Annotated in this window: 5 protein-coding genes; 3 read left to right on the top strand and 2 right to left on the bottom strand. The window is 75.1% G+C overall.

Features of this window, described 5'->3' with window-relative positions:
• A partial coding sequence (locus HMPREF0731_RS12395) for an ABATE domain-containing protein (RefSeq protein ID WP_007004485.1) occupies window positions 1–277 on the bottom strand: 277 nt, incomplete at its 3' end.
• A gap of 74 nt (window positions 278–351) precedes the next feature.
• Between HMPREF0731_RS12395 and HMPREF0731_RS12390 the strand changes: the two genes are divergently transcribed.
• From HMPREF0731_RS12390 to HMPREF0731_RS12380, 3 genes are read left to right on the top strand one after another with little or no spacing between them, the layout of a single operon-like run.
• On the top strand, window positions 352–1074 hold the full coding sequence (locus HMPREF0731_RS12390) for an AzlC family ABC transporter permease (protein ID WP_007004484.1): 723 nt from the start codon (window positions 352–354) through the stop codon (window positions 1072–1074).
• On the top strand, window positions 1071–1373 hold the full coding sequence (locus HMPREF0731_RS12385; protein WP_007004483.1) for an AzlD family protein: 303 nt from the start codon (window positions 1071–1073) through the stop codon (window positions 1371–1373). The genes HMPREF0731_RS12390 and HMPREF0731_RS12385 overlap by 4 nt, the downstream gene beginning before the upstream one ends.
• Before the next feature lie 31 nt (window positions 1374–1404).
• Window positions 1405–1905 (top strand): GNAT family N-acetyltransferase, encoded by a 501-nt coding sequence (locus HMPREF0731_RS12380; protein WP_007004482.1) that lies wholly within the window; start codon window positions 1405–1407, stop codon window positions 1903–1905.
• Here HMPREF0731_RS12380 and mdoH read toward each other — a convergent pair.
• The gene (mdoH, locus tag HMPREF0731_RS12375) at window positions 1863–3614 is read right to left on the bottom strand and encodes a glucans biosynthesis glucosyltransferase MdoH (RefSeq protein ID WP_245538324.1); all 1752 of its coding nucleotides are present in this window, start codon (window positions 3612–3614) and stop codon (window positions 1863–1865) included. The two genes, HMPREF0731_RS12380 and mdoH, sit on opposite strands and share 43 nt — an antisense overlap.
• Window positions 3615–3744 lie beyond the last annotated feature (130 nt).

The following is a 3744-nucleotide window of genomic DNA, read 5'->3' as shown; positions in this document are numbered from 1 at the left end:
GCCGCAGCGCCAGCAGCCGCGCCGCCTCGGCCTGGGCCGGGCGCGACGCCGCCGCATCCAGCAGCGCCGCCGCATCCACCGGCTCCAGCAGCCGCAGGGCGGCCGCCCAATGCACCAGCTCGGCATAGGCGTGCAGCCTTTCGCTGCTGCGCGCCGCATCGCCGCGCCAGGCCAGGGTGTTGACGAAATCCAGGCACAGCGCCCCGCCCAGCGGCTTCGGCGGATGGGTGGCGAAGGAACGCGGATCGGCCGGCGGGTCGGTGGGCAGGCGCGCCATGCGGATCTCCGGTTGACAGAAGCGTTTCGCCACCGATCATAATAACCGCAGAGACGGTTAGAAAGAGGCAAAGCATGCGGCCCCGCCGGCCTGGCCCTCCCTTCACCCTCGCCGGCGTCCGGCACGGCTTCGTCCGGGCCCAGGCGCTGGCGCCCGGGGTGCTGCTCTACGGCGTGGTGTTCGGCATCCTGGCCAGCGAGGCGCAGCTTTCCGCCCTGGCCGCCACCCTGACCAGCGCGCTGGTCTATTCCGGCTCGGCGCAGATGGCGGCGCTGCAGGTCTGGCGCGACAATGCCGGGCTGCTGCCGCTCTTCGCCGCCATCCTGCTGATGAATGCCCGATACCTGCTCTATGGCGCCTCGCTGCGCCCCTGGCTGGAGGGGCTGCCGCCCGGCACCGCCTATGGCACGCTGTTCTTCCTGGGCGATGGCAATTGGGCGCTGGCCATGGCCGAGCGCGCCGAGGGCCGCGACGATGCCGGTTTCCTGTTCGGCTCGGGCGTGGCGATGTTCCTGCCCTGGGTGGGCGGCACGCTCGCCGGGCGGCTGGCCGGCGGGCTGATCGGCGACCCGGCGCGCTTCGGCATGGATTTCATGCTGGTGGCCTTCTCCGCCGCGCTGCTGGTCGGGCTGTGGCGCTCGCGCGCCGATCTCTGGCCGATCGGCGCCGCCGCCCTGGCCGCCGCCCTGCTGCACGGGATCCTGCCCGGCGGCTGGCTGATCGTCGCCACGGCCCTGGCCGCCTGCCTGGCCGGCGCCGCGCTGCACCGGCCGAGCCCGGCCGCGGCCACGCCATGAGCCTCACCCCCGGCTTCCTGCAGGCGCTGCTGCTGATGGGCGCGGCCTCCTTCCTCTGCCGCGCCGGCGGCTTCTTCCTGATGCGCTATGTCCCGGTGACACCGCGGCTGGAATCGGCGCTGCGCGCCCTGCCCTTCGGCGTCATGCTGGGCATCGCCGCCCCGGTGGTGCTGCAGGGTCGGGTGCCGGAAAGCGTCGGCCTGGCACTGGTCGTGCTGGTGATGGCCTGGCGCGGCAACGACCTGCTGGCGGCACTCACCGGCGTCGCCGCCGTCGCCCTGCTGCGCCCGCTGATGTGACGGCGCGGCCCCGCCGGGCTAAGCAGGGGAGATGATCATCCGCCTGCTGACCCCCGAGGACGCCGCCCTGTTCCGCCGCCTGCGGCTGGAGGCGCTGCGGGCCCATCCGGAGGCCTTCGGCGCCAGCCATGAGGATGAGGCGGCGCAGCCCGAGGCCTGGTGGGCGGAGCGGCTGCGCGGCAGCGCCGTCTTCGCCGGCTGGCGGGCCGAGGGCGCCGAGCCCGCCGGGCTGATGGCGCTGGCGCTGCCAACCGCCGCCAAGACCCGGCACAAGGCGCTGCTCTGGAGCGTCTATCTGCGCCCCGAATCGCGCGGCACCGGCCTGGCGGCCGCGCTGCTGCGCGCGGTGATCGCCCATGCCGAGGGCCGGGTGGAGGAGATCCGCCTCTCCGTCGTCGCCGGCAATGACCGGGCGCGGCGGCTCTACGAATCGCTCGGCTTCCGCGCCTGGGCCACCGAGCCGCGGGCGCTGAAGATCGGCGACCGCTACTATGACGAGACGCTGATGCGCCTGCCGCTGACCGGCGGCTGAGGCGGCGGCGGCGCCTCCTCCGGCACGCGGGCCAGCCCGGCCTCGCGCAGCCCGGCGCCGAAGCCGGGATGGGCGGTGGCGACGCAGAAGGGCACCGCCAGCAGCAGCGGCGCCAGCACCGGCAGCCCCCAGGCCCAGGCCGTGCCGCCGGCCGAGAGCAGCGCCGCCATCCCCGCCACCCCCAGCAGGGTCTGCGGCCAGAGCAGCCGCGCGGCGTCGCGCCAGGCGACGCCATGCGCCTCGCGCCGCTGCGGCGCCCAGCCGATGCGGCGGCCGAAGGCCAGCCCGGCGAGGAACAGGCTCTTGCTGACCAGGCTGATCGGGTCGAGCAGGGTGGTGAAGGCCAGCTCCGCCGCCGCGCCGCGCAGCACCGCCAGCCGCCCGCCATAGGGCGCGGCGAGGCCCGGGCGCAGCAGCAGCTCGGCATAGCCCAGCAGCTTCGGCGCGTGCAGCGCCGCCCAGCCGGTGAGCAGCAGCGCCGCCAGCGCGCCGGCGGGCGTCGTGGCGCCACCGCCGGTCGCGGCGTTCATCACGCCGGCGGCCAGCAGCAGCAGCCAGAGCGGCGCTGAAAGAAACAGCAGGATCGCCTGGATCAGCTGCCAGCGCCCCAGCCGCGTCAGCCCCGGCAGCCGCAACAGCGAAAAATACTGCATGTTGCCGGCGCCCCAGCGGCGGTCGCGCAGCAGGAAATCCGGCAAAGTGGGCGGGTTGCCCTCGGCGCTGCCTTCCTCCTCCGGCACGCAGCGCACCGCCCAGCCGGCGGCGTGCAGCCGCACCGCCTCGATCTGGTCATGGCTGAGGATGGCGCGGCCATCGGGCAGCGCCTCCAGCCGCGCATGCTCGCGGAAGGCGGCGACGCGGATCAGCGCGTTATGGCCCCAATAGGGGCCCTCATCGCCCTGCCACCAGGCCTGGCCGGTGGCCCAGATGCGCATGCCGGCGCGCATGCCGAACTGGAACAGCCGGGTGAAGCCGCTCTCCGCCGGGCGGCCGGCGATCAGCTGCTGCAGGATGGCCAGCCGCGGCTCCGCCTGCATGGTGGCAACGAGGCGCAGCACGGCGCGCGCCGACATCTCCGAATCGGCGTCGAGGCACAGGAAGAAATCGTAATCCCGCCCGGCGCCGTCGAGGAATTCCATGACATTGCCGGCCTTGAAGCCGGTGTTCATCGCGCGGCGGCGATAGCGCAGCGCGATGGGGCGGCCGGCGCGGGCGGCGGCGAAACCCTCGATCGCCGCCTCCTCCCGCGCAACGGCCTCCGGCTCCTGGGTGTCGGAGAGCAGCCAGAGGGTGAAGCGCCCCCCGGCGCCGGCCTGCTCCAGCCCGTCCAGCAGGCGGGTGAGCGGCGGCAGCACCGCCTCCATCGCCTCGTTGCGCAGGCAGAGGGCGATGGCGGTGCGGGCTTCGGGCGGCGCGGCGGGGGCGGCCTGCCAACCCGGCACCACCGCCGCCACCGGATCGCGCGCGAACAGCCGCAGCCCCAGCCCCAGCAGCGCATTGCCGGCGCAGAGCGCGACCCAGGGCAGCAGCCCGATCCAGGCGGCCAGGATCACCGCTTCCCAGAGGGTCCAGCCGCCCGGCGCCAGCACCGGCACGGCGAGCGCCGCGAGGCCCAGCGCCAAGGCCAGGCAGAGCAGGAGGAAGGCGGCACGGCGGCGGGTGGGGCCGGGGCGCGCGGGCGGAGGCTGGGTCGGCTGGAGGTCGCTCACCAGGACAGGACATCCGAGGATCATGGCGGGATTGCGGGCGATCCCGCCGCCTTCAGATGAGGCGGCGCCCCTCCGGCGCAAGGCGGCAGAGCCCGGCGCGGGGCGCCGGGCGGGCGCCTCAGGCCGCGAC

Source organism: Pseudoroseomonas cervicalis ATCC 49957, from assembly GCF_000164635.1.
GTDB lineage: Bacteria > Pseudomonadota > Alphaproteobacteria > Acetobacterales > Acetobacteraceae > Pseudoroseomonas > Pseudoroseomonas cervicalis.
Note: the sequence above shows the minus strand (reverse complement) of the source record. Positions and strands in the feature narration are given on the sequence as shown.